This is a genomic window from Gorillibacterium terrae, assembly GCF_051594785.1.
Lineage (GTDB): Bacteria > Bacillota > Bacilli > Paenibacillales > NBRC-103111 > Gorillibacterium.
The window spans coordinates 17,548-41,592 of sequence record NZ_JBPPGI010000009.1; the positions used below are offsets into that span (position 1 = coordinate 17,548).

The window sequence follows — 24,045 nt, forward strand, 5'->3', positions numbered from 1 at the left end:
GAACACTCACTCCTTTCAGCTTATCTTGGACACGGTCTTTGCCGTATCAGGCTGCTTCCTTACGGATTGTCGGCTTACTTCTTCTTACCGGCTTTGCCTTCCTTGCGGATGATCCGTTCTCCTTCATACTTGATGCCTTTGCCCTTGTAGGGTTCGGGTTCGCGTACGGAGCGGACTTTGGCAGCCGTTGCGCCGACGAGTTCCTTGTCGATGCCGCGGACGATGATCTTGTTCTGAGCCGGAACTTCAAACTCGATGCCGTCTTCCGGGGTGATTTCAACCGGGTGGGAGTAGCCGACGTTCAAGACCAGCTTGTTGCCGTTCTTGTTGGCACGGTAGCCGACGCCGACGAGCTCGAGGGATTTGCTGAATCCTTCGGTAACTCCGCTCACCATATTTGCAACCACGCTCCGGGTCGTTCCGTGCAGGGAACGGTGCAGCTTGTTGTCGGAAGGACGCTCAACGGTGATGACGTTCTCTTCCAGGTTAACCTTCATATCTTTATGCAGTTCGCGGGACAAGGTGCCTTTCGGACCTTTGACCGTGATCAGCGTGTTGTCGAACGATACGGCAACACCGCTGGGGACTGCGATAGGTTTACGACCAATACGGGACATGTTTACACCTCCATTCGTTCACGTTAGCCGATTACCAAACGTAGCAGAGAACCTCTCCGCCTGCTTTGGATTGACGAGCTTCTTTATCCGTCATGACGCCCTTGGACGTCGAGATGATCGCGATGCCCAGTCCACCCAGTACGCGGGGGATCTCCTGGCTTTTCGCATAGACGCGCAGGCCCGGCTTGCTGATTCTCTTCAGACCGGTAATGACGCGTTCGTTGTTCGAACCGTATTTCAGGAACAGGCGGATGATGCCGTGCTTGCTGTCCTGAACATATTCCGCGTCACGGATGAAGCCTTCCCGTTTCAGAATCTCGGCGATTTCGCGTTTGATCTTCGAAGCGGGGATTTCCACGGTTTCGTGACGGACGATATTGGCATTGCGGATGCGCGTAAGCATATCGGCAATAGGATCAGACATTACCATGTAGCGAACCTCCTTCCCGTAAGCGGGGTGATTACCAGCTGGCTTTCTTTACGCCAGGGATCTGGCCTTTGTATGCTAATTCACGGAAACAAATCCGGCAAATCTTGAATTTGCGCAGGACGGAATGGGGACGCCCGCAGCGTTCGCAACGGGTGTACGCCTGGACCTTGAACTTCGGAGCGCGTTGCTGCTTGATCTTCATCGAAGTTTTTGCCACTAGATTACACCTCCATAGTAGAAATTACTTGGCGAACGGCATGCCGAGCTGCGTGAGCAGTTCACGGGACTCTTCGTCCGTCTTGGCGGTCGTGACGATGACAACGTCCATACCGCGGATCTTATCAACCTTGTCATATTCGATTTCCGGGAAAATCAATTGTTCCTTGAGACCCAGCGTGTAGTTTCCGCGGCCGTCAAAAGCCTTGGAAGAAACACCGCGGAAGTCGCGAACGCGGGGAAGGGCCACATTGAACAATTTGTCCAGGAAGTAGTACATACGATCGCCACGGAGCGTGACTTTCACACCGATCGGCATGCCTTCGCGAAGCTTGAAGCCGGCGATGGATTTCTTGGCGCGGGTGATGACCGGTTTTTGACCGGCGATCAGCTGCAGATCCTGAAGCGCGGAGTCAAGCACTTTGGAGTTGGCAACTGCGTCGCCTACGCCCATGTTGATAACCACTTTCTCCAGCTTCGGAACTTGCATAACCGTCGTATACTCGAACTTCTGCATCAGAGCAGGAGTGATCTCGTTGAGGAAACGATCTTTCATTCTTGCCGTCATGGTAAAGGGTCCTCCTTTCTTGCGGTTTCTTATTCGATAACTTCTCCGGAGCGCTTGGCTACGCGGACTTTCTGGCCGTTTTCGAGAACTTTATAGCCAACGCGGGTCGGCTTGCCGCTCTTCGGATCAGCCAGCATAACATTGGACACGTGGATCGGGGCTTCCTGGTGAAGGATTCCGCCCTGCGGGTTCTTCTGGGTCGGCTTGGCGTGTTTCTTCACCATGTTGACTCCTTCGACCAGCACGCGGTTCTCACGGGGATAAGCGGCGAGGACGCGGCCCTTCTTGCCTTTATCTTTACCGGTAATGACAAATACCGTGTCGTCTTTTTTCACATGAAGCTTGTTGCTGTGCGATTCCAGCTTCTTCTTTGCTTTCGGCATCTCTGGTTACACCTCCTAGTGGCGGATAAAAGGTCCCTGTCTTAGATAACTTCCGGAGCCAGGGATACGATCTTCATGAAATCGCGGTCGCGGAGCTCGCGGGCAACCGGTCCAAAAATACGGGTTCCGCGGGGGCTCTTGTCGTCCTTGATGACGACGGCTGCGTTTTCGTCGAAGGAAATATAGGAGCCGTCTTTCCGGCGAGCACCGAACTTCGTACGGACGATAACAGCCTTCACTACATCGCCCTTCTTGACAACGCCGCCTGGTGTTGCTTCTTTGACGGAGCAGATAATCGTATCACCGATATGTCCAACGCGACGACCGGTTCCGCCCAGCACGCGAATGCACATCAGCTGCTTTGCGCCCGAGTTGTCGGCGACATTCAAACGGGATAAAGGTTGAATCATGGGGATACCCTCCTTTCGGCTTCGTTAGGCCCTTAGATGATAACGGCTTTCTCTACGATTTCGACCAGTCTCCAGCTCTTGTCCTTGGACAGCGGGCGGGTTTCCATGATCTTCACCGTATCGCCGATCTTGGCCTCATTCTGTTCATCATGAGCCTTGAACTTCTTCGTATATTTAATCCGCTTGTGGTACAAGCTGTGCTTTTTGTAGGTTTCAACGGCCACGACGATGGTTTTGTCCATCTTGTCGCTGACGACCTTACCGATTTGAACCTTGCGTTCGTTGCGTTCTGCCATGCTTCATCCTCCTCTCTGAACTTGGACCGGATTAACCGATGCCGAGTTCCCTTTCGCGCAAAATGGTTTTGGCCCGTGCGATTTCCTTGCGCACGTTGCGGATTTGAGTCGGGTTATCCAATTGGCCGGTGGCCAGCTGGAAACGGAGGTTGAACAGCTCTTCCTTGAACCCGGCCATCTTTTGCTCGATTTCGGCCGAGGTCAGGTTGCGGAGATCGCTAGCCTTCATTCTGCTTCACCACCCAGTTCTTCACGTTTTACAAACTTCGTCTTGATGGGCAGTTTGTGAGCGGCGAGACGCATCGCTTCACGGGCAATCTCTTCGCTTACGCCTGCCAATTCGAACAGGATCTTGCCGGGTTTAACAACGGCAACCCACTTCTCCACGTTACCTTTACCGGAACCCATGCGGACTTCAAGGGGCTTCTGGGTAATCGGCTTGGAGGGGAAAATCTTGATCCAAACTTTACCGCCGCGCTTGATGTAGCGGGTCATGGCAATACGAGCGGCTTCGATCTGGCGGTTGGTTACCCAAGCCGGTTCCAGAGCTTTCAAGCCGTATTCACCGAAGGATACTTCGGTTCCGCCCTTGGCGTTACCCTTCATCGTACCACGGTGCTCCTTGCGGTGCTTGACGCGTTTAGGTACCAACATGATTAGTTTCCTCCTTCCCGAACAGCTTTCTTCTTCGCCGTAGGAAGAACCTCGCCGCGGTAGATCCAGACTTTTACGCCGATCCGACCGTAGGTGGTATGAGCTTCAGCGGTGCCGTAGTCGATGTCCGCACGCAGCGTGTGCAGCGGTACCGTGCCTTCGCTGTAGCCTTCAGTACGGGCGATTTCCGCTCCGCCCAGACGGCCGCTTACCGAGGTCTTGATTCCTTTGGCTCCCGAACGGATCGTGCGCTGGATCGCTTGCTTCATCGCGCGGCGGAACGATACGCGACGTTCCAACTGCTGAGCGATGCTTTCGGCGACGAGGATCGCGTCGAGCTCGGGGTTCTTGATTTCGGTGATGTTGATGTGAACCTTCTTGTTCGTCAGCTTGGACAGGTGCGTGCGGATGTTCTCCACTTCCGAGCCGCCCTTGCCGATGACCATACCCGGCTTCGCCGTATGGATGGTTACGTTGACGCGGTTAGCCGCGCGTTCGATATCGATATGGGAAACGGAAGAATCCTTCAGCTTTCCCTTCAGGTATTCACGAATCTTGACGTCTTCCATCAGCAGCGTGCCGTAATCCTTGCCGGCGTACCATTTGGATTCCCAGTCACGGATAATGCCGATACGAAGTCCGATCGGGTTTACTTTTTGACCCACACGTTTTCCCTCCTTATTTTTCGGATACCACCAAAGTGATGTGGCTCGTGCGTTTATTGATGCGGCTTGCGCGACCCATGGCGCGCTCCCGGAACCGTTTCATCGTCGGGCCCTGGTTGACATAGGCCTGGGAGATGACCAGTTTGTTCGGATCAAGCGAGTAGTTGTGCTCCGCGTTGGCGATTGCCGAGTTCAGAAGCTTCTCGAGAATCGGGGATGCGGCGCGCGGCGTGTTGCGCAGAATGGCGATCGCTTCGCCCACTTCCTTGCCGCGGATCAGGTCGATGACCAGCTGCGCCTTGCGGGGAGCGATGCGAATGAACTTCGCATTTGCAGTTGCTTGCATGGGGTAAACCTCCTCTCATACCGTTGAAGTCGATGTGTTCGGCGTCGGTAAAACCGGTCTGAAGAAAGACCGGTTTTTAGCGCTTGCCGGTCTTCTTGTCGTCGCCCGCGTGTCCTTTGTACGTACGCGTCGGGGCAAACTCGCCGAGCTTGTGTCCTACCATGTCTTCCGTAACATACACGGGAACATGCTTTCTTCCGTCGTACACCGCGAACGTATGTCCGATGAACTGCGGAAAAATCGTAGAACGGCGCGACCAAGTCTTGATGACCACTTTACGGGTGGTGGTATCACCGGCCTGTTCGACTTTCTTAAGCAGGTAGCTGTCCACAAAAGGTCCTTTTTTCAAGCTGCGTCCCATTGAAGATCCTCCCTTCCATAAGCCTTATCTCGTACGATCTTACTTCGTGCGGCGACGAACAATGTACTTGTTGGAAGCCTTGTTCTTCTTGCGGGTCTTGTAGCCGAGGGTCGGTTTGCCCCAAGGAGACAAAGGCGATTTGCGGCCGATCGGAGCGCGGCCTTCGCCGCCGCCGTGCGGGTGGTCAACCGGGTTCATGACGACACCGCGGACTTCCGGACGCTTGTTCATGTGACGGGCACGGCCAGCTTTACCGATCTTGACGAGCTCATGGTCGCCGTTGCCGACCGAACCAATCGTCGCGCGGCAAACCTTCAGCACGCGGCGAACTTCGCCGGAGGACAGGCGGATCGTAACATATTCTTCTTCTTTACCGAGCAACTGAGCTTCGGTGCCGGCTGCGCGAACCAGCTGGCCGCCTTTGCCGGGTTTCAGCTCGATGTTGTGGATAACGGTACCGACCGGAATGTTTTCCAACGGCATGGCGTTGCCCACTTTGATGTCGGAGCCTGCACCGGACGTGATAACGTCATCGACTTTAAGGCCCTTCGGGGCGATGATGTAACGCTTTTCCCCGTCGACATAATGAATCAAAGCGATATTGGCCGAGCGGTTCGGGTCATACTCGATCGTAGCAACGCGACCGGGTATTCCATCTTTGTTCCGCTTGAAATCGATGATACGGTATTTGCGCTTCGCGCCGCCGCCTTGATGGCGTACCGTGATCTTGCCTTGGTTGTTGCGGCCGGCCTTCTTGCTCAAGGGCGCAAGCAAGGATTTCTCCGGTACGTTCGTGGTGATCTCTTCAAACGTCGAGACGGACATCGAACGACGAGCCGGCGAAGTCGGTTTGTATTTTTTTACGGGCACTTGGATTCCCTCCTTACTCGAAAGATGGTGGTCTTACACGGTTTCGAAGAATTCGAGTTCCTTGCTGTCCGGGGAGAGGGCCACGACGGCTTTCTTCCACTCCGGACGGAAACCGGAATAACGGCCGTAGCGCTTCGGCTTAGCCGGCATGCGGAGCGTGTTCACGCTGACAACCTTCACTTTGAAGATCGCTTCAACCGCCTGCTTGATTTCGGTCTTGTTGGCGCGGATGTCCACTTCGAAGACATACTTCTTCAGGGCCATCAGGTCGCTGGTACGTTCGGTAATGACCGGGCGCTTGATTACATCGCGGGGATCCTTCATTACGCCAGCACCTCCTGTACTTTCTCGACCGCTTCCTTGGTGATGATCAGCTTGTCGTGCAGCATGACGTCGAGGACGTTAATGCCGGTTGCGCTGACGAACTTGACGCCCGGAATGTTGCGGGCGGACAGAGCGACGTTCTCGTTGAATTCCCCGGTGACGACCAGCGCGCGGCGGTCAGCCTTCAAGTTCTTCAGCAACGAAACGATTTCCTTCGTCTTCGGTGCGTTCAGGGTCAGCTGATCCAGAACGAGAATGTTGTTGTCGATCACTTTAGAAGACAGTGCGGATTTGATTGCAAGACGGCGAACCTTCTTCGGCAGCTTGTAGGAATAGCTGCGGGGAGTCGGTCCGAATACAATACCGCCGCCCTTCCATTGGGGAGCGCGGATGGAGCCTTGACGGGCACGGCCGGTTCCCTTCTGTTTCCACGGCTTGCGTCCGCCGCCGCGTACTTCGGAACGACCCTTGGTGCTGTGCGTGCCGGCGCGCAGGGAAGCCTGCTGCATGACGACAGCCGAATGGAGCACGTGTACGTTCGGCTCGATGCCGAATACGGATTCGGACAGTTCGATTTCTCCCACTTCCGACCCGCTGACGTTGTAAACTGCTACTTTAGGCATGATGATCCTCCTTTCCGCTTTCTTACTTTTTGACTGTCAATTTGACAGAGACGTAGCTATTTTTAGGACCCGGAATGGAGCCCTTAACGAGCAGAACATTGCGTTCCGTATCGACCTTCACAACCTGCAGGTTCTGCAGCGTGACGGTTTCGACGCCCATGTGTCCCGGAAGGTGCTTGCCCTTCGGTACGCGGTTCGCTTGGATCGAACCCATGGAGCCCGGACCGCGGTGATAGCGGGAACCGTGAGCCATCGGGCCCGTGTGTTGTCCCCAACGCTTGATGTTACCTTGGAACCCTTTACCCTTGGAAGTGCCCGTGACATCAACGAATTCGCCTTCGGAGAACACGTCGGCCTTCAGTTCCTGGCCAACTTCATAATCAGACAAAGTTACTCCGCGGAATTCCTTAATGTAGCGCTTAGGGGCCGCGCCCGCTTTCTTCGCATGGCCCAGCTCAGGTTTGATGGCGTTCTTCTTCTTATCGTCAAAGCCGAGCTGGATCGCTTCGTAGCCGTCGTTCTCCAGGTCTTTCTTCTGAAGGACTACGCAGGGACCGGCCAGAATGACGGTTACCGGAATAACCGTGCCATCGGCAGCAAAAACTTGAGTCATGCCCAGTTTTTTACCTAAGATACCTTTTGTCATGTTGACACCTCGTTTCATTCACATGTGGATAATTCGTTTCTACTATTAAAGCTTGATCTCAATGTCCACACCGGACGGCAGGTCCAAACGCATGAGAGCGTCGACCGTTTGCGGGGTCGGGTTGACAATGTCGATCAAGCGCTTATGTGTGCGCATTTCGAATTGTTCCCGCGAATCCTTGTACTTGTGTACCGCACGAAGAATCGTGATGACCTGTTTTTCGGTCGGCAGCGGAATCGGTCCCGATACACCTGCACCGGTACGTTTTGCCGTTTCAACGATTTTCTCTGCGGACTGGTCAAGAATCCTGTGATCGTATGCCTTCAAGCGGATACGAATCTTTTGCTTTGCCATATGAGTCCCTCCTTCTATCGCCCAATTTTGTAATCGGACATACTCCGCGGAAATTCTCCGATCGCCCTGCCAATGGCAAAGGGGCCGGGTGTATCGGCAACCTCCCGCATCATCGCAACGTCACAGACCAACGTTCACTATTATATAACAACGCCCAGATAAAAAGCAAGAAAAAGATATAACATTTTCACTCCAACTTAAAAAGGAGCTTCTGTCCAGGACAGAAGCTCCTTTTTGACAAAGTCGGATGCTTATTTGGAGATGGAAACGACGGATCCGGCGCCAACCGTGCGGCCGCCTTCGCGGATCGTGAACTTCGTTCCTTCTTCGATAGCAACCGGAGCGATCAGCTCGACGGTAACGGTGATATTATCGCCAGGCATAACCATTTCGGTGCCTTCCGGCAGTTGGATAACGCCGGTTACGTCAGTCGTCCGGAAGAAGAACTGCGGACGGTAGCCCGTGAAGAACGGCTTGTGACGGCCGCCTTCTTCCTTGGTCAGAACGTAGACGGAAGCGGTGAAGTTCGTGTGAGGCTTAACGGAACCCGTCTTCGCCAGAACCTGTCCGCGTTCGATGTCCTTGCGGTCAACGCCGCGAAGCAGTGCGCCGATGTTGTCGCCGGCTTGAGCGGAGTCAAGCAGCTTGCGGAACATTTCAACGCCCGTTACGACGGTCTTGCGGGTTTCTTCAGCGATACCGACGATTTCAACTTCGTCGCCAACCTTGACCGTACCGCGCTCAACACGGCCGGTAGCAACCGTACCACGACCGGTGATCGTGAACACGTCTTCGACCGGCATCAGGAAGGGCTTGTCGGTCTGACGTTCCGGCAACGGGATGTAAGCTTCGATTTCGTTGAACAGTTCAACGATCTTCTCAGCCCACGGACCGTCCGGGTTCTGCAGAGCTTCGCGAGCGGAACCGCGGATGATCGGCGTGTCGTCGCCCGGGAATTCGTATTCGCTAAGCAGGTCACGGATTTCCATTTCAACCAGTTCGAGCAGCTCTTCGTCTTCTACCATGTCGCACTTGTTCATGAAGACAACGATGTAAGCTACACCTACCTGGCGAGAAAGCAGGATGTGTTCGCGGGTCTGCGGCATCGGGCCGTCAGCAGCGGATACAACCAGGATAGCTCCGTCCATCTGAGCAGCGCCGGTGATCATGTTCTTGACATAGTCGGCGTGTCCCGGGCAGTCAACGTGAGCGTAGTGACGGCTGGCCGTTTCATATTCAACGTGAGCCGTGGAGATCGTGATGCCGCGTTCGCGTTCTTCCGGAGCTTTGTCGATCTGGTCGAAAGCTACGGCTGCGCCGCCGTATTTCTTGGAGAGAACGGTGGTGATCGCTGCCGTCAGAGTCGTTTTACCATGGTCGACGTGACCGATGGTACCGATGTTCATATGCGGCTTCGTGCGTTCGTATTTAGCTTTAGCCATTGAAACGATTCCTCCTTAATTTAACTGATTATGATGGTTATGCACCTTTGTGCTTGGCCACGATTTCTTCGGAAATGGACTTCGGCACTTCTTCGTAATGGGAGATTTCCATCGAGTAAACGCCGCGTCCTTGCGTCCGAGAACGCAGAGTCGTGGAGTAACCGAACATTTCGGACAGCGGTACCTTCGCACGGATGATCTGGGCGCCGTGACGGGCGTCCATCCCTTCAATGCGTCCGCGGCGGGAGTTCAGGTCGCCCATAACGTCGCCCATGTACTCTTCCGGAACGGTAACTTCCACTTTCATGATCGGCTCGAGCAGGACAGGGTTGCACTTGTCCTTGGCGGCTTTGAGTGCCATGGAGCCGGCAATCTTAAACGCCATTTCGTTCGAGTCGACGTCGTGGTACGATCCGTCGAAGATCGTTGCTTTGATATCGACAAGCGGGAAGCCGGCCAGAACGCCGTTCTTCATCGATTCTTCGATACCGGCCTGAACCGGAGCAATGTATTCGCGCGGAACGACGCCGCCGACGATCTTGTTCTCGAAGAGGAAGCCTTCGCCCGCTTCGCGCGGTTCGAACTCGATCCAGACGTGGCCGTATTGGCCGCGGCCGCCGGACTGACGAACGAATTTGCCTTCCACCTTGGCCGAGGAGCGGAACGTTTCGCGGTAAGCAACCTGGGGCTTGCCCACGTTGGTCTCTACCTTGAATTCACGCAGCATGCGGTCGACGATGATTTCGAGGTGGAGTTCGCCCATCCCCTGGATAATCGTCTGGTTGGTTTCTTCATCCGTGTAGTACCGGAACGTCGGATCCTCTTCCGCCAGCTTGGAGAGGGCGATGCCCATCTTGTCCTGGTCGGCTTTGGTCTTCGGTTCCACGGCGATGGAGATAACCGGATCCGGGAAGTTCATGGATTCCAGGATAACCGGGTGTTTCTCGTCGCACAGGGTATCCCCGGTGGTCGTGTCCTTCAAGCCGACGGCAGCCGCAATATCGCCAGCGTAAACTTCCTGGATTTCTTGACGGCTGTTGGCGTGCATCTGAAGAATACGGCCGATGCGTTCGCGCTTGTTCTTCGTAGCATTCAGGACATAGGAACCGGAGTTCAAGATCCCCGAATAGACACGGAAGAACGTCAGGCGGCCCACATACGGGTCCGTAGCGATTTTGAAGGCAAGCGCAGAAAAGGGTTGGTCGTCCGCGGATTTACGGGCGACTTCCGTGCCGTCTTCCAGATGACCCCGGATATCCGGAACGTCGATCGGAGCGGGCAGGTAGTCGACGACGGCGTCCAGCATCGGCTGAACTCCCTTGTTGCGGTAAGACGAGCCGCAGATAACCGGGAAGATCTTCACTTCGCAGGTACCCTTGCGGAGGGCCGCTTTGATTTCCGGAATGGAAATCTCTTCGCCTTCCAGGTACTTCATCGTGAGCTCTTCATCCAGCTCGGCGACTTTCTCGACGAGCTCCAAACGCAGCTCGGCGGCTTTGTCTTTCATATCGGCCGGGATTTCAACGGTGTCGTAATCTTTCCCAAGGTCGTCGTGATAGACGTGAGCCACATTTTCGACCAGGTCGATGATTCCGACAAAGCCGCTCTCGGCTCCGATCGGAAGTTGAATCGGCACGGCATTCGCTCCGAGCTTCTCGCGCATTTGCTGCACGGCTCCGAGGAAGTCGGCACCGATGATGTCCATCTTGTTGACGTAAGCGATGCGGGGTACTCCATAGCGGTCGGCTTGGCGCCATACCGTCTCGGATTGCGGTTCAACGCCTTCTTTGGCACTGAACACACCCACTGCTCCATCCAGAACGCGCAGGGAGCGTTCAACTTCAACGGTGAAGTCAACGTGTCCCGGGGTGTCGATGATATTGATGCGGTGTCCCTTCCACTGAGCAGTGGTCGCGGCAGACGTAATCGTAATGCCGCGCTCTTGTTCCTGCTCCATCCAGTCCATCGTGGCGGCACCTTCGTGCACTTCCCCGATCTTGTGGGTACGGCCGGTGTAGAACAAAATCCGTTCCGTCGTGGTGGTCTTCCCGGCATCAATATGAGCCATGATCCCGATGTTACGCGTATCTTTCAAGGAGAACTCTCTTGCCATAGGGTATTCTCCTTTCGTTTAACCCGGTTGTACCGGAGGGTTTACCAGCGGTAGTGGGCGAACGCTTTATTGGCTTCCGCCATCTTGTGCGTGTCTTCGCGTTTCTTGACGGAAGCGCCGGTGTTGTTGCTGGCGTCGATGATCTCGGCGGCCAGACGTTCTTCCATCGTCTTCTCCCCGCGGAGGCGAGAGTAGTTCACCAACCAGCGGAGTCCGAGGGTGGTGCGGCGTTCCGGACGAACTTCTACCGGAACCTGGTAGTTGGAGCCGCCGACGCGGCGAGCTTTGACTTCCAGAACCGGCATGATGTTCTTGATGGCGGCTTCGAATACTTCCATCGGATCCTTACCGGTGCGTTCTTGGATCGTCGTGAACGCATTGTACAGGATCTTCTGGGCGGTTCCCCGCTTGCCGTCGATCATGATGCGGTTGATCAGACGGGTGACCAGTTTGCTGTTGTATATGGGATCAGGCAGCACGTCTCTGCGTGTGACAGGACCTTTGCGCGGCATAGTTATCCCCCTTTCTTACGGAATCATTCACTTCGGATTCGGCCGTCTTACTTCTTGGCGGCTTTGGGACGTTTCGCTCCGTATTTGGAACGGGCTTGTTTGCGGTTGTTGACACCAGCGGTATCAAGCGCACCGCGAACGATGTGATAACGAACACCAGGCAAGTCCTTGACACGACCGCCGCGAACCAGCACGACGCTGTGCTCCTGCAGGTTGTGTCCGATCCCCGGGATATATGCGGTCACTTCGATCCGATTGGAGAGACGTACACGAGCGTACTTGCGGAGAGCAGAGTTCGGTTTTTTCGGCGTCATCGTACCGACACGAGTGCAGACACCACGCTTTTGCGGTGCGCTCAGGTCGGTTTCTTCCCTCTTCAGTGCGTTGAAGCCAATTTGCAGAGCCGGCGACTTGGACTTGACCACCTTGGCTTTGCGGCCCTTACGAACCAATTGATTGATTGTCGGCATTTCAGCACCCCCTTCCAGTCATTCTTGAAACCTCGTATTGCAAGCCCACAGATCCAGGTGAGTCGCAAACGGACAAAGGAAACGTTTTTGCCGCCGGCTTCCCGGCAACAAAAACGGAAAGGTCCTTTATTCGGTTGCAACTGCCGCCACGGCGGCTCCCACTTCGATTCCGCAAGCTTTTCCAAGCTGCTTCATGGAATCGACATAAGTAACTTTCACTCCGCGTTTGGCGCAGAGGTTGACTACTTTTCCGGTGAGACGCGGATCCGCATCTTTGGCAACGAAGACCTCAGTCGCTTCTCCAAGCTCGATCATTCTTGTTGCCTGCTTTGTACCAATCCGAATCTTTGAAGCCTGTTTCACTTTATCATAAGACATAAAAATCATATCCTCCAAAGCACAGGAAAAACATTCGATTTTGGCACACTCCGACATAATATCATTTCACCGAAACCGTGTCAAGAAAAGTTCGAACTCTCCACACGGAGAATTGAACTTTTCTTGACTTCGGCAAGGAGTTATCCCCTTGTGGATCGGTTTACTGCACTTCCACCGCGTCGGCTTGCTCTGCGGCTTGCGCTTCCTGTTCGGTCTCTTCCGGCTCGCCGATGAAGCCGTTGGCATCGCTCAGACGGATGCTGCGGTAACGGGACATCCCGGTACCGGCCGGAATCAACTTGCCGATAATAACATTTTCCTTCAGGCCGAGCAGCTGGTCCACCTTGCCCTTGATCGCGGCATCGGTAAGAACGCGGGTCGTCTCTTGGAAGGAGGCCGCCGAAAGGAAGGAATCCGTCTCGAGCGAAGCCTTGGTAATCCCGAGCAGTACCGGTTTGGCTACCGCCGGCTCATCGCCGTTCAGGAGCGCCTCCAGGTTGGCCGCTTCGTATTCGTGCATGTCGACGAAGGAACCCGGCAGCAGCGTCGTGTGGCCCGCATCGATGACGCGGATCTTGCGCAGCATCTGGCGGATCATGACTTCGACGTGCTTGTCGTTGATTTCAACGCCCTGGTTCCGGTAAACGCGCTGAACTTCCTGGAGGATATAGTTCTGCACGCCGCGGATGCCCTTGATGCGAAGCATATCCTTCGGGTCGATCGAGCCTTCGGTCAATTCGTCGCCGGCTTCCACCTGCTGGTCCTTGAACACGCGGATGCGGGAGCCGTAGGTGACGGAGTAGACCTTGGACTCGGCTTCGCCCTGGATTTCGATCTCGCGGCGATCCTTCGCTTCGCGGATATCCTTGACGACGCCGTCGATTTCGGAAATGATCGCCTGCCCCTTCGGATTCCGGGCTTCGAACAATTCCTGAATACGCGGCAGACCTTGCGTGATGTCATCGCCGGCGACGCCGCCGGTGTGGAACGTACGCATCGTCAGCTGGGTTCCCGGTTCGCCGATGGACTGGGCAGCGATGATGCCGACCGCTTCGCCGATCTCGACGTGGTCGCCCGTTGCCAGATTGCGGCCATAGCACTTCTTGCAGACGCCATGGCGGGCGCGGCAGCTGAGTACGGAGCGAATCTGCACCTTCTCGATGCCGGCCTTGATGATCTCGTCGGCAATCTGCGGCTCGATCAGGTCGTTGCGGCGGACGATGATCTCGCCCGTCTGCGGGTGCTTGACGGTCTCGAAGGCGTAGCGGCCTTCGATCCGGTCGTACAGGTCCTCGATGACTTCCTTGCCGTCTTGAATCCGGCTTACGGAGAAGCCCTTGTCCGTACCGCAGTCGTCTTCGCGAACGATAACGTCCTGCGCGACGTCGACGAGGCGGCGGGTCAGGTAACCGGAGTCGGCGGTACGAAGCGCCGTATCGGCCAGACCCTTACGGGCACCGTGCGTCGAGATGAAGTACTCGAGTACCGTCAGGCCTTCGCGGAAGTTCGAGATGATCGGCAGCTCGTAGATGCGTCCGGTCGGCGTGGCCATCAGGCCGCGCATGCCGCCGAGCTGGGTGATCTGCGATTTGTTACCGCGCGCTTTGGATTCGACCATCATGTTGATGGAGTTGAACTTGTCGAGCGACTTCATCAGGATGTCGGTCAGTTCGTCCTTGGTGCGGCTCCAGATGGCGATGACGCGGGTATAGCGTTCTTCGTCGGTGATCAGACCGCGGCGGTACTGGTTGGTGACCGTGGCGACCTTCTCATTGGATTCGGCGATGATCTGCGCCTTGTTCGGCGGGATCGTCACGTCCGAGACGGCGATGGAGATCCCCGCTTTGGTCGAATACGTGAAGCCGTTCTGCTTGATCCGGTCGAGAATGACCGACGTTTCCGTCGTCCTGTAGCGGCGGAAGCATTCGGCGATGATCGAACCGAGGTATTCCTTGCCGACGCCCTTCGGTTCCGGAGCGTTCTTGATCCGCTCCTGGATATCGGCGCCCTTCTCGAACACGAAGTGCTTATCGGAGATGCCGTTCAGCAGGTTCTCCTTCGTCGCTTCGTTGATATACGGGAAATCGTCCGGGTAGATTTCGTTGAAGATGATCTTCCCAATCGTCGTGATCAGCATAGCGTTCTGTTGTTCCGGGGTGAAGCTCGTCTTGTGCAGAATGCGGGCCGGAACGGCCACAACCGCATGCAGGGAAGCGATGCCCCGTTGGTACAGGGAGATGGCTTCGTGGATCGATCCGATCACGGCGCCCGTGCCTGCGGCGTTCTTATCGGCGACCGTCAGGTAGAAGCTGCCGAGAACCATGTCCTGGGAAGGCGTGACGACCGGCTTGCCGTCCTTCGGGTTCAGGATGTTGCCGGAGGCGAGCATGAGCAGCCGGGCTTCCGCCTGGGCTTCGGCCGACAGCGGAACGTGAACGGCCATCTGGTCGCCGTCGAAGTCGGCGTTGTACGCCGTACAAACGAGCGGATGCAGCTTGATGGCCTTGCCTTCGACGAGGATCGGCTCGAACGCCTGAATCCCCAGACGGTGAAGCGTGGGGGCACGGTTCAGGAGAACCGGATGCTCCTTGATGACCTCTTCCAGAACGTCCCATACCTCGGCGCTGCTGCGCTCGACTTTGCGCTTCGCGCTCTTGATGTTGTGGGCGAGGCCCTTGTTGACGAGCTCCTTCATGACGAACGGCTTGAACAGCTCGAGCGCCATTTCCTTCGGAAGACCGCATTGGTACATCTTCAGGTTCGGGCCGACGACGATAACGGAACGGCCGGAGTAGTCGACGCGCTTGCCGAGCAGGTTCTGACGGAAGCGGCCCTGCTTGCCCTTCAGCATATGGGACAGCGACTTGAGCGGACGGTTGCCGGGACCCGTCACCGGGCGGCCGCGGCGGCCGTTGTCGATCAAGGCGTCGACAGCTTCCTGCAGCATGCGCTTTTCGTTCTGGACGATGATGTCCGGCGCGCCCAGATCGAGCAGCCGCTTCAGGCGGTTGTTGCGGTTGATGACGCGGCGGTACAGGTCGTTCAGGTCGGAGGTGGCGAAGCGGCCGCCGTCCAGCTGAACCATCGGACGAAGCTCCGGCGGAATGACCGGCAGCACGTCCAGGACCATCCAGTCGGGCTTGTTCTTCGAGTTACGGAACGCCTCGATGACTTCCAGGCGCTTGATGGCGCGATTGCGGCGCTGGCCCTGGGCCGTACGCAGCTCTTCCTTCAGCATCTCCAGCTCGCGGTCGAGATCGATGTCCTGCAAAAGCTTCTTGACGGCTTCCGCACCCATGCCGGCCTGGAACGCATAGCCGTATTTTTCGCGGTAGCTGCGGTATTCCTTCTCGGACAGCAGCTGTTTCTTCTCCAGCGGCGTGTCTCCCGGGTCGGTCACTACATAGGAGGCAAAGTAGATGACTTCCTCGAGCGAACGGGGAGACATGTCGAGAGCGAGGCCCATGCGGCTCGGGATGCCCTTGAAATACCAAATATGCGAAACCGGAGCGGCCAGCTCAATGTGGCCCATGCGCTCGCGGCGAACCTTCTGGCGGGTGACTTCGACGCCGCAGCGGTCGCAGACGACGCCTTTATAGCGGACACGCTTGTATTTGCCGCAATGGCATTCCCAGTCTTTGGTCGGCCCGAAAATCTTTTCGCAGAACAGGCCTTCCTTTTCCGGCTTCAGCGTGCGGTAATTGATCGTTTCCGGTTTTTTGACTTCGCCGCGGGACCAGGAGCGGATTTTCTCCGGCGAGGCGAGGCCGATTTTCATGTACTCAAAATTGTTTACGTCGATCAAGGAGCAACCCTCCTCAAGATTGAAAAGCATTGGGAAACGGAAATGACACGGCGGCTTGCCGAAGGCCCCGGCTTCGGCAGGCGAATTCCGGGGCGCATCTTCGAGCAAGCGATCCATTATGCGACAGTCCGATTAGGACTGCAATCTGTGACAACCGGGAGTTATTCGACGCCGTATTCTGCGCCTTCGAGGTTGAGGTTCAGCTTATCTCCGCTGACGTCGTCCTCGTCGTCGAGCTCTTTCATTTCGATCTCCTCTTCGTTCTCGGAGAGGATCTTGACATCCATGCCAAGACTTTGCAGTTCCTTGATGAGAACCTTGAAGGATTCGGGCACGCCCGGCTCCGGCACGTTCTCGCCTTTGACGATGGATTCGTAGGTCTTGACGCGGCCGACCACATCGTCGGACTTCACGGTCAGGATTTCCTGCAGCGTGTAAGCCGCGCCGTAGGCTTCCAGCGCCCATACTTCCATTTCCCCGAAGCGCTGACCGCCGAACTGGGCTTTACCGCCCAGAGGCTGCTGCGTAACGAGCGAGTACGGACCGGTCGAACGGGCGTGGATCTTGTCGTCGACCATGTGAGCCAGCTTGATCATGTACATGACGCCGACGGTGACTTCTCGTTCAAACTCTTCGCCGGTGCGTCCGTCATACAGCTTGGTCTTACCGTTGCGCTGCATGCCGGCTTCGACCATGGTATCGAAAACGTCATTCTCGTGCGCGCCGTCGAAGACGGGAGTCGCTACGTGAATGCCGAGGCTGCGGGCCGCCATACCGAGGTGGACTTCCAGCACCTGACCGATGTTCATACGAGACGGAACGCCGAGCGGGTTCAGCACGACCTGGACAGGCGTGCCGTCCGGCATGAAGGGCATGTCTTCTTCCGGCAGAATCCGGGCGACAACCCCCTTGTTGCCGTGGCGTCCGGCCATCTTGTCGCCTTCGGAGATCTTACGCTTCTGGGCGATGTAGACGCGAACCAACTGGTTGACTCCGGGCGGCAACTCGTCGCCGTTCTCGCGGGTGAACACCTTCACGTCGACGACGATGCCGTCGGTGCCGTGGGGCACATGCAGCGAGGTATCGCGCACTTCGCGCGCCTTCTCGCCGAAGATGGCGTGCAGCAGGCGCTCTTCCGCCGTGAGCTCGGTCACGCCCTTCGGGGTAACCTTGCCGACGAGGATATCGCCTGCGGCGATCTCGGCGCCGACGCGGATGATGCCGCGCTCGTCGAGGTTCTTCAGCGCTTCTTCGCCGACGTTCGGGATGTCGCGGGTGATTTCTTCCGGTCCGAGCTTGGTGTCGCGGGCTTCGGACTCGTATTCCTCGATATGAATCGAGGTGTAGACATCTTCCTTGACCAGCTTCTCGGATAGCAGAATGGCATCCTCGTAGTTGTAACCTTCCCACGTCATGAAGGCGACGACTACGTTGCGGCCGAGCGCAAGTTCGCCCTGTTCGGTGGAAGGTCCGTCGGCGAGGATGTCGCCGGCCTGGACGATCTCGCCGCGGAAGACGAGCGGGCGCTGGTTGATGCAGGTGCCTTGGTTAGAGCGCTCGAACTTGTGCAGCTTGTATTTGTCCAGGTTGCCGGTGACGAGCTTGCCGTCGACGGTTTCCTGGCGGCGTACCCAGATTTCGTTCGCAGAGGCCCGTTCGATCACGCCGCCGTGCTTGGCGACGATGCAGACGCCGGAGTCCTTTGCGGACTTGTGCTCCATGCCCGTTCCGACGAACGGAGAGCGGGGCACGAGCAGCGGCACCGCTTGGCGCTGCATGTTGGAGCCCATCAGCGCGCGGTTGGAGTCGTCGTTTTCCAAGAAGGGAATCAGCGCGGTTGCGACCGAAACGACCTGCTTCGGCGAAACGTCCATGTAATCGACGCGTTCGCGCGGCAGCGTCAGGATCTCGTCCTTGAACCGGACGATGACACTCTCATCCTGGAAGCTGTTTTCTTCCGTCAGCACGGCGTTCGCCTGGGCAACGACGTAGTTGTCTTCCTCGTCGGCCGTCAGGTAATCGATATGCTCGGTGACGACGCCGGTCTTCGGATCGACACGGCGGTAGGGAGCTTCGATAAAGCCGTACTCGTTGATGCGGGCGAAGGTCGACAGCGAGTTGATCAACCCGATGTTCGGACCTTCCGGCGTCTCGATCGGGCACATCCGGCCGTAGTGGGACGGGTGAACGTCGCGCACTTCCATGCCGGCCCGTTCGCGGGTCAGACCGCCCGGACCGAGGGCGGACAAGCGGCGCTTGTGCGTCAATTCGGCCAGCGGATTAGTCTGGTCCATGAACTGCGACAGCTGGGAGCTGCCGAAGAACTCTTTAATCGAGGCGATGACCGGACGGATGTTGATCAGCGCCTGCGGCGTGATGACATTGGCGTCCTGAATCGACATGCGCTCGCGAACCACGCGCTCCATGCGGGACAGCCCGATGCGGAACTGGTTCTGCAGAAGTTCGCCCACGGAACGCAGACGGCGGTTGCCGAGGTGGTCGATGTCGTCGATGTTTCCGATGCCGTGCAGCAGGTTAATAAAGTAGTTAATGGACGCGATGATATCCGCCGGCGTGATGTGCTTGACGGACTTGTCGATGATCCCGTTGGAGATGACCTTGATGACCTTGCCGTCTTCCTGAGGCGAGTAGACGTTAACCACCTGCAGCGGAATGTCATCCGTATCGGACACGCCTCCGGCGACCGGGAATGCCTTGCCGTTCAGGTTCTGCTCCAGATGCGGCAGAATCTGATCCAGGAGGCGGCGGTCAAGCATCTGACCGGCTTCGGCCAGAATCTCGCCCGTTTCCGGATCGATCAGCGTCTCGGCCAGCCGTTGGTTGAACAAACGGTTCTTGATATGCAGCTTCTTGTTGATTTTATAGCGGCCGACATTGGCCAGATCATAGCGCTTTGGATCGAAGAAGCGCGCTACGAGCAGGCTCTTCGCATTGTCCAGCGTGGGCGGTTCGCCCGGACGCAGACGCTCGTAGATTTCGATCAAAGCTTTTTCGGTAGAGTCGGTGTTGTCCTTATCCAGGGTGTTGCGAATAAACTCGTCGTCCCCCAGAAGATCGAGGATTTCCGCATCCGAGCCGAAGCCCAATGCGCGCAGCAGCACCGTCACCGGAATCTTGCGCGTGCGGTCGATCCGTACATAGATGATATCCTTCGCGTCCGTCTCCAGCTCCAGCCAGGCGCCGCGGTTCGGAATCACCGTTGCCGTAAAGGTCTTTTTCGCATTTTTATCGGTTTTCGTGCTGAAATAGACGCTGGGGGAACGAACGAGCTGACTGACGATAACGCGTTCTGCGCCGTTGATAATAAAGGTGCCGGTCTCCGTCATAAGCGGGAAATCGCCCATGAAGACTTCCTGCTCCTTGACTTCCCCGGTCTCCTTATTGATCAGGCGGACTTTAACCCGAAGAGGAGCCGCATAGGTGACATCGCGTTCCTTGGAATCGTCGACCGTATACTTGGGTTCACCGAGGCTGTAATCGATAAACTCCAAGACCAGATTGCCCGTAAAGTCCTGAATTGGGGAAATATCCTGGAACATTTCCCGCAGGCCTTCATCCAGAAACCATTGATAGGATTTCTGTTGAATTTCAATCAGGTTCGGGACTTCCAAGACTTCGTTGATCCGCGCGTAACTTCTGCGTGTGCGTCGTCCGAATTGTACAAGATGACCTGCCAACTTTTCTTCACCCCTTGTGTCTACTCAATGAAACGATCGGCTATTCGAAAATTCGTTTCCGCGTTCCCGGGAAGCGCCCTTTCGAACAGCGATAAAACAAGAAAAAGCTTCACGGATGAAGCCTTCCGCGACTTCACCTGCCGGTATCCGGGGCACAAGTCTTCCTTCGATGTGCGGCCGAAAGACTTCCGAATTCCCGCACAAGCGGGCCGCCGAAAGAGAAACGTATCGACAGACCGTCGGCGAAACGCCTCAAGCCCAACGATAACAAAACGGCCGAGTCTCCTACTTAAGTAGATATTGCCCAAAAAACGATTATTATACGCCGTTTGGACAAACTTTATGCGCAAGCCTCCTTTGCCCGATTCATTACGCCGGCCGGCTGCAATCAGAGCAACGAAAAAGTCTTGACATTTTAGTCAACTAAAGACATGGAGCCCATTTTATACTGACATTTAATTATGATACCACAAAACAAATAGAGAGTCAACCAAAAAGATGACTCCCTCTCGGGCCTGCTAGACTTTGTTACTTCACGCAAACAATGACCCGGTACCCTTTGTCCTTTTCCGCTTCGCGGACCGAGGAAAACAGCGTTTCCAGCTTGGCGACGGCGGATGGCGCGCCTTGCTTTTTCTGAATCACGACCCACAGCTTGCCGCCGGGAACCAGGCATTCCGCCGCCTCCTCGAAGATGGCGTGGACGGTCTCTTTTCCGGCCCGGATGGGAGGGTTGGTCAGGATGCAGTCAAAGCTCTGCCCGCGTACGGCGGCCAGCTTGTCGCTGACGAACGCCTCGACGTTATGCGCTCCGTTTCGCTGTGCATTCTCCCGGGCCAGTTCTACGGCCCGTTCATTGACGTCGAGCAGGGTGACGGTGCAGGCGGGGGCCAGCTTCGCCGCGGTGATGCCGATCGGCCCATAGCCGCAGCCGACGTCGAGCACGCGACCGGCAGCCGGAATCTCCATCGAACGGATCAACGCTTTGCTGCCGTAGTCGACGCCGCCCTTGGAGAATACGCCCGCGTCGGTCCCAAACGCCAGGTCCATGCCGCGCAGCGTCTCCGCAACCGTCCGCATGTCGTGCTTAACGGTCGGCTTGTTCGTATAATAATGCTCGCTCATGCGGTCTCTCCTGCCTCTTCCGTGATGGGAGAAAAACCCCCTTGAAGGCAACCTTCAAGGGGGTTTGGTCAAAGGGTTAACCTTACTTGACTTCGACGGTTGCGCCGGCTTCGGTCAGCTTGGTCTTGATGGCTTCGGCATCGTCCTTCGATACCTTTTCCTTGATCGGCTTCGGAGCGCCGTCGACCAGGTCCTTGGCTTCCTTCAGGCCGAGGCCGGTGATTTCGCGGACAACCTTGATCACGTTGATCTTGGATGCGCCAGCGTTCATCAGGATAACGTCGAATTCGGTTTGTTCTTCGACTTCGGCTGCAGCTGCGCCGCCGCCTACCATAGCTACCGGAGCAGCTGCGGTTACGCCGAATTCTTCTTCGATGGCTTTCACGAGATCGTTCAGTTCCAGAACGGTCATGCCTTTGATGGCTTCAAGGATTTGCTCTTTGCTCATGATGGAACCTCCATAAAAATGTATTTGGGCTTCGTACGAAGCGGTTGGTCTTGCGGTTATGCGCTATACGGCGTGTGCCGGAAGCTTACGCTTCCTGAGCGCCGCCTTCTTGCTTCTCGGATACGGCCTTGACTGCGAGCGCGAAGTTGCGCATCGGAGCCTGCAGCACGGAAAGCAGCATGGACAGAAGTCCTTCGCGGGAAGGAAGATCCGCCAATGCCTTGATCTGGTCGAAGCCGACGACCTTGCCTTCGACGACGCCGCCCTTTACGCTCAGCTTGTCGTTCTTCTTGGCGAAGTCGGACAGGATCTTGGCCGGTGCTACCGCGTCTTCTTTGCTGAACGCGATGGCGGTCGGTCCCGTCAGGTATTGGTCAAGCTCGGACAGCTCGGCTTCCGCCGTAGCGCGGCGAACCACGGTGTTCTTCAACACTTCGAATTCCACGCCGGCTCCACGCAGCTGCTTGCGGAGCTCGGTGACCTGCGCCACGTTCAAACCGCGGTAGTCCACCACAACGGTCGTGGTGCTTTCCTTCAGCTTGCCGGACACTTCCGAAACCTGCTGTTGTTTGCTTTCCAGAACTTTTGCGTTTGCCATCGTTACACCTCCTGTTACATTCATTCTGCCTGGAGAACGTTTGGCCCGATCGTAAATGAAAGGACCTTCGCGCTTCCGCACGAAGGTCCGTTAATCCGATGCTCATCATGAACAGTCGAACTGTATTCGAACGCCTCGGGAGGAAATTAAGCCCGGCGAGCGGGCACCTACTGTCTACGGCAGACTATTCGATTCCAAAAACCTTATCCAGCTTAGCAGACGGAGCAAGCCCTGTCAAGCTTAGCGGAAGGATTGCAAATTCAGCTTAACGCTCGGTCCCATGGTGGACGCAACCGCAGCACCCTTCAGGTATACACCCTTAGCGGCGGCAGGCTTCGAACGAACCAGGGCGTCGATCAGCGAGCGTAGGTTGTCGACCAGCTGTTGTTCCGAGAAGGACGCCTTGCCGATCGGGGCATGAATCTGACCCGCGCGGTCCAGACGGTACTCGATCTTACCAGCCTTGATTTCCTGCACAGCCTTCGTTACGTCAAACGTAACGGTACCGGCTTTCGGGTTAGGCATAAGGCCCTTGCCCCCGAGCAGACGGCCCAGTTTACCGACTTCGCTCATCATGTCCGGCGTAGCTACGCAGACGTCGAAGTCGAACCAGCCCTGCTGAATCTTGTTGATCATGTCCTGATCGCCGACAAAGTCAGCGCCGGCTTGTTCCGCTTCTTTGGCCTTGTCGCCCTTCGCGAACACGAGCACGCGCTTCGTTTTACCGGTTCCGTGCGGCAGTACGACGACGCCGCGGACGGCTTGGTCTTGTTTCTTCGGGTCAACGCCGAGACGCACTGCCACTTCGACGGTTTCGTCGAACTTGGCCGTCGCGTTCTTCTTGACCGCGGTCACTGCATCGAGAAGCTCGTAGAGAGCATCCTGATCGATGGTCTTGACCGCTTCAGCATATTTCTTACCATGCTTCGGCACGTCTTGTTCCTCCTTTGTGGTGTTAACGGAATATCCTCCCACATACGGCTCCTGGGGAGCCGATATCCAAATGGTAAACGGAATGTCTCCGCGAACGGAGAACGAATCGGTTTCGGGAAGCTTGCATTTGGATGACTGCTGCGAACGCGCGGACGATTAGTCGGCGATCGTGATGCCCATGCTGCGGGCGGTACCTTCGACCATGCGCATTGCGGCTTCAACCGACGCTGCGTTCAGGTCTTCCATCTTTTGCTCGGCGATTTCGCGAACCTTGTCGCGCTTAACCGTAGCGACTTTCTTCTTGTTCGGTTCGCCGGAGCCTTTCTGGATGCCGGCAGCGACGCGAAGAAGAACAGCGGCGGGCGGAGTCTTCGTAACGAACGTGAAGGAACGGTCTTCGAACACGCTGATGACGACCGGGATAACCAGGCCGGCTTGATCGGCGGTACGAGCGTTGAATTCCTTACAGAACGCCATGATGTTCACACCTGCTTGACCGAGGGCCGGACCGATAGGCGGAGCCGGATTCGCTTTCCCTGCGGGAACTTGCAGTTTGACCATTTTGATAACTTTCTTAGCCATGAGGGACACCTCCTTGCTGGAATGTGGTCGAACGGGATAAACCCTCCCACCTAAGGCAAACGGCCGGTTTCACACGGCGGACGAATCCGCCGGCGTCATAGCCGGTAACCGCGGGGCCGGACCGAAGAATCGGCCGGCATCCATGCTTCGTCCGGGGGACGAGCGTTCGCGAAACTCC

29 protein-coding genes and 1 other annotated feature are annotated in these 24,045 nt (G+C 56.5%); all 29 genes read right to left on the reverse strand.

Annotated elements, in window-relative coordinates; genetic code table 11:
* Positions 1–74: 74 nt before the first annotated feature.
* The 29 genes from rplF to rplK all read right to left on the reverse strand — a co-directional run bounded on the left by rplF (position 75) and on the right by rplK (position 23,867).
* Complete coding sequence (gene rplF, locus ACSEXS_RS21525) at positions 75–617, reverse strand: 50S ribosomal protein L6 (RefSeq protein WP_438435307.1); 543 nt, start codon at positions 615–617, stop codon at positions 75–77.
* Positions 618–648: 31 nt separating this feature from the next.
* Entirely contained in the window at positions 649–1,047 is a 399-nt protein-coding gene (rpsH, locus tag ACSEXS_RS21530; protein WP_438435308.1) for a 30S ribosomal protein S8, read from the reverse strand.
* Positions 1,048–1,078: 31 nt separating this feature from the next.
* Positions 1,079–1,264 carry a type Z 30S ribosomal protein S14 gene (locus ACSEXS_RS21535; RefSeq protein WP_113022649.1) on the reverse strand — a complete coding sequence of 62 codons (186 nt, stop codon included), beginning with the start codon at positions 1,262–1,264 and terminating at the stop codon, positions 1,079–1,081.
* Positions 1,265–1,288: 24 nt separating this feature from the next.
* Positions 1,289–1,831, reverse strand: a complete 543-nt coding sequence (gene rplE, locus ACSEXS_RS21540) for a 50S ribosomal protein L5 (RefSeq protein ID WP_438435309.1) — start codon at positions 1,829–1,831, stop codon at positions 1,289–1,291.
* 29 nt (positions 1,832–1,860) lie between these two features.
* Positions 1,861–2,214, reverse strand: coding sequence for a 50S ribosomal protein L24 (rplX, locus tag ACSEXS_RS21545; RefSeq protein ID WP_438435310.1), 354 nt, complete (start codon positions 2,212–2,214; stop codon positions 1,861–1,863).
* A gap of 41 nt (positions 2,215–2,255) precedes the next feature.
* A complete protein-coding gene (rplN, locus tag ACSEXS_RS21550; RefSeq protein ID WP_058300204.1) occupies positions 2,256–2,624 on the reverse strand; it encodes a 50S ribosomal protein L14 in 369 nt (122 codons plus the stop codon).
* Between the two features lie 32 nt (positions 2,625–2,656).
* Entirely contained in the window at positions 2,657–2,920 is a 264-nt protein-coding gene (gene rpsQ, locus ACSEXS_RS21555) for a 30S ribosomal protein S17 (protein WP_438435311.1), read from the reverse strand.
* Positions 2,921–2,951: 31 nt separating this feature from the next.
* The gene (gene rpmC, locus ACSEXS_RS21560) at positions 2,952–3,149 is read right to left on the reverse strand and encodes a 50S ribosomal protein L29 (RefSeq protein WP_438435312.1); all 198 of its coding nucleotides are present in this window, start codon (positions 3,147–3,149) and stop codon (positions 2,952–2,954) included.
* On the reverse strand, positions 3,146–3,574 hold the full coding sequence (gene rplP / locus ACSEXS_RS21565; RefSeq protein WP_058300201.1) for a 50S ribosomal protein L16: 429 nt from the start codon (positions 3,572–3,574) through the stop codon (positions 3,146–3,148). The genes rpmC and rplP overlap by 4 nt, the downstream gene beginning before the upstream one ends.
* Positions 3,575–3,576: 2 nt before the next feature.
* Positions 3,577–4,239, reverse strand: a complete 663-nt coding sequence (gene rpsC / locus ACSEXS_RS21570) for a 30S ribosomal protein S3 (protein WP_438435313.1) — start codon at positions 4,237–4,239, stop codon at positions 3,577–3,579.
* A 13-nt stretch (positions 4,240–4,252) separates the two neighbouring features.
* The gene (gene rplV / locus ACSEXS_RS21575) at positions 4,253–4,585 is read right to left on the reverse strand and encodes a 50S ribosomal protein L22 (RefSeq protein WP_438435314.1); all 333 of its coding nucleotides are present in this window, start codon (positions 4,583–4,585) and stop codon (positions 4,253–4,255) included.
* Between the two features lie 76 nt (positions 4,586–4,661).
* Positions 4,662–4,946, reverse strand: a complete 285-nt coding sequence (gene rpsS, locus ACSEXS_RS21580; protein WP_438435315.1) for a 30S ribosomal protein S19 — start codon at positions 4,944–4,946, stop codon at positions 4,662–4,664.
* Between the two features lie 39 nt (positions 4,947–4,985).
* Entirely contained in the window at positions 4,986–5,816 is an 831-nt protein-coding gene (gene rplB / locus ACSEXS_RS21585; RefSeq protein ID WP_438435316.1) for a 50S ribosomal protein L2, read from the reverse strand.
* Between the two features lie 33 nt (positions 5,817–5,849).
* Positions 5,850–6,140, reverse strand: coding sequence for a 50S ribosomal protein L23 (rplW, locus tag ACSEXS_RS21590; protein WP_438435317.1), 291 nt, complete (start codon positions 6,138–6,140; stop codon positions 5,850–5,852).
* The gene (gene rplD, locus ACSEXS_RS21595; protein WP_438435318.1) at positions 6,140–6,763 is read right to left on the reverse strand and encodes a 50S ribosomal protein L4; all 624 of its coding nucleotides are present in this window, start codon (positions 6,761–6,763) and stop codon (positions 6,140–6,142) included. The genes rplW and rplD overlap by 1 nt, the downstream gene beginning before the upstream one ends.
* A 22-nt stretch (positions 6,764–6,785) precedes the next feature.
* Positions 6,786–7,409, reverse strand: a complete 624-nt coding sequence (rplC, locus tag ACSEXS_RS21600; protein ID WP_438435319.1) for a 50S ribosomal protein L3 — start codon at positions 7,407–7,409, stop codon at positions 6,786–6,788.
* A gap of 45 nt (positions 7,410–7,454) precedes the next feature.
* On the reverse strand, positions 7,455–7,763 hold the full coding sequence (rpsJ, locus tag ACSEXS_RS21605) for a 30S ribosomal protein S10 (RefSeq protein WP_027092000.1): 309 nt from the start codon (positions 7,761–7,763) through the stop codon (positions 7,455–7,457).
* A gap of 251 nt (positions 7,764–8,014) precedes the next feature.
* Positions 8,015–9,205 (reverse strand): elongation factor Tu, encoded by a 1,191-nt coding sequence (tuf, locus tag ACSEXS_RS21610; protein WP_438435320.1) that lies wholly within the window; start codon positions 9,203–9,205, stop codon positions 8,015–8,017.
* A gap of 37 nt (positions 9,206–9,242) precedes the next feature.
* Entirely contained in the window at positions 9,243–11,318 is a 2,076-nt protein-coding gene (gene fusA, locus ACSEXS_RS21615; protein WP_438435321.1) for an elongation factor G, read from the reverse strand.
* 41 nt (positions 11,319–11,359) lie between these two features.
* Complete coding sequence (gene rpsG / locus ACSEXS_RS21620; RefSeq protein WP_438435322.1) at positions 11,360–11,830, reverse strand: 30S ribosomal protein S7; 471 nt, start codon at positions 11,828–11,830, stop codon at positions 11,360–11,362.
* A gap of 47 nt (positions 11,831–11,877) precedes the next feature.
* Positions 11,878–12,300, reverse strand: coding sequence for a 30S ribosomal protein S12 (gene rpsL / locus ACSEXS_RS21625; RefSeq protein ID WP_438435323.1), 423 nt, complete (start codon positions 12,298–12,300; stop codon positions 11,878–11,880).
* Between the two features lie 126 nt (positions 12,301–12,426).
* Entirely contained in the window at positions 12,427–12,678 is a 252-nt protein-coding gene (locus ACSEXS_RS21630) for a 50S ribosomal protein L7ae-like protein (RefSeq protein WP_438435324.1), read from the reverse strand.
* A 160-nt stretch (positions 12,679–12,838) separates the two neighbouring features.
* The gene (gene rpoC, locus ACSEXS_RS21635) at positions 12,839–16,483 is read right to left on the reverse strand and encodes a DNA-directed RNA polymerase subunit beta' (RefSeq protein ID WP_438435325.1); all 3,645 of its coding nucleotides are present in this window, start codon (positions 16,481–16,483) and stop codon (positions 12,839–12,841) included.
* A gap of 161 nt (positions 16,484–16,644) precedes the next feature.
* The gene (gene rpoB / locus ACSEXS_RS21640; protein ID WP_438435326.1) at positions 16,645–20,181 is read right to left on the reverse strand and encodes a DNA-directed RNA polymerase subunit beta; all 3,537 of its coding nucleotides are present in this window, start codon (positions 20,179–20,181) and stop codon (positions 16,645–16,647) included.
* A 528-nt stretch (positions 20,182–20,709) separates the two neighbouring features.
* Positions 20,710–21,306 carry a class I SAM-dependent methyltransferase gene (locus ACSEXS_RS21645; RefSeq protein ID WP_438435327.1) on the reverse strand — a complete coding sequence of 199 codons (597 nt, stop codon included), beginning with the start codon at positions 21,304–21,306 and terminating at the stop codon, positions 20,710–20,712.
* A gap of 82 nt (positions 21,307–21,388) precedes the next feature.
* Entirely contained in the window at positions 21,389–21,754 is a 366-nt protein-coding gene (gene rplL / locus ACSEXS_RS21650) for a 50S ribosomal protein L7/L12 (RefSeq protein ID WP_438435328.1), read from the reverse strand.
* Between the two features lie 85 nt (positions 21,755–21,839).
* Positions 21,840–22,352 carry a 50S ribosomal protein L10 gene (gene rplJ / locus ACSEXS_RS21655; RefSeq protein WP_438435329.1) on the reverse strand — a complete coding sequence of 171 codons (513 nt, stop codon included), beginning with the start codon at positions 22,350–22,352 and terminating at the stop codon, positions 21,840–21,842.
* A gap of 47 nt (positions 22,353–22,399) precedes the next feature.
* Positions 22,400–22,550, reverse strand: a sequence feature (ribosomal protein L10 leader region).
* A gap of 42 nt (positions 22,551–22,592) precedes the next feature.
* A complete protein-coding gene (rplA, locus tag ACSEXS_RS21660) occupies positions 22,593–23,285 on the reverse strand; it encodes a 50S ribosomal protein L1 (RefSeq protein WP_438435330.1) in 693 nt (230 codons plus the stop codon).
* Between the two features lie 156 nt (positions 23,286–23,441).
* Positions 23,442–23,867 (reverse strand): 50S ribosomal protein L11, encoded by a 426-nt coding sequence (rplK, locus tag ACSEXS_RS21665; RefSeq protein ID WP_347773182.1) that lies wholly within the window; start codon positions 23,865–23,867, stop codon positions 23,442–23,444.
* Positions 23,868–24,045 lie beyond the last annotated feature (178 nt).